A 1,144-nucleotide genomic window follows, 5' to 3' on the forward strand; every position below is an offset into this window, starting at 1 on the left:
TTGCGCGGCATGGCGCTGATCGAACAGGCCGTCGCGCTGTCCAAGGCAGGCGCGGGCTGGACGCGGTTCACGGTCTGAACGGGAGACGGAAAAAATGAAGACTATCAAGGGTCCGGGCATTTTCCTTGCCCAATTCGCGGGCGATGAGGCGCCGTTCAACAGCCTGCCGGCGATTGCCGATTACATGGCCGGGCTGGGCTATAAGGGGCTGCAAATCCCCAGCTGGGACGCGCGCCTGTTCGATCTGGCCAAGGCGGCGCAAAGCCAGACCTATTGCGACGAGATCACCGGGATGCTGGCCGAAAAAGGCCTGACGATCACCGAACTGAGCACCCATTTGCAGGGGCAGTTGGTGGCGGTGCATCCGGCCTATGACGCGCAGTTTGACGGCTTTGCCGCGCCAGAGGTGCGGGGCAATCCGGCGGCGCGTCAGGCATGGGCGGTTGAGCAGATGAAGCTGGCGGCCAAGGCCTCGCAGCGTCTGGGGCTGACCACGCATGCGTCTTTCCCGGGCGCGCTGGCGTGGCCCTATGTCTATCCCTGGCCGCAGCGTCCGGCAGGGCTGGTCGAGGACGCCTTTGACGAGCTTGCCCGCCGCTGGCTGCCGATCCTGAACGTGTTTGACGAGAACGGCGTCGACATCGGCTTTGAAATCCACCCCGGCGAAGACCTGCATGATGGCGTGACGTTCGAGATGTTCCTCGCCCGCGTGAACAACCACCCGCGCGCCAACATCCTGTACGATCCTTCGCATTTCGTGTTGCAATGTCTGGATTATCTGGCCTTCATCGACATCTATCACGAGCGCATCAAGTGCTTCCACGTCAAGGATGCCGAGTTCCGCCCGAGCGGGCGCAGCGGCGTTTATGGCGGCTATCAGGGCTGGGTCGACCGTCCGGGGCGGTTCCGGTCGCTGGGCGATGGGCAGGTCGATTTTGCGCAGATCTTTTCCAAGATGGCGCAATATGACTTTGCCGGCTGGGCCGTGCTGGAATGGGAATGCGCGCTCAAACACCCCGAACAGGGCGCCGCAGAAGGCGCCCCCTTCATCGCCCGCCACATCATCCAGACCACCACCCACGCCTTCGACGACTTCGCCCAAGGCGGCGCTGATCGCGAACTCAACAAGAAGATCATGGGGATC

1 protein-coding gene is annotated in these 1,144 nt (G+C 62.9%); it reads left to right on the forward strand.

Features of this window, described 5'->3' with window-relative positions; translation table 11 throughout:
• Positions 1-94: 94 nt before the first annotated feature.
• Positions 95-1,144, forward strand: a 1,050-nt coding sequence (locus tag GTZ99_RS16685) for a sugar phosphate isomerase/epimerase family protein (RefSeq protein WP_161720970.1), incomplete at its 3' end; no start/stop codon positions are given.

The organism is Novosphingobium ovatum, from assembly GCF_009909235.1.
GTDB lineage: Bacteria > Pseudomonadota > Alphaproteobacteria > Sphingomonadales > Sphingomonadaceae > Novosphingobium > Novosphingobium ovatum.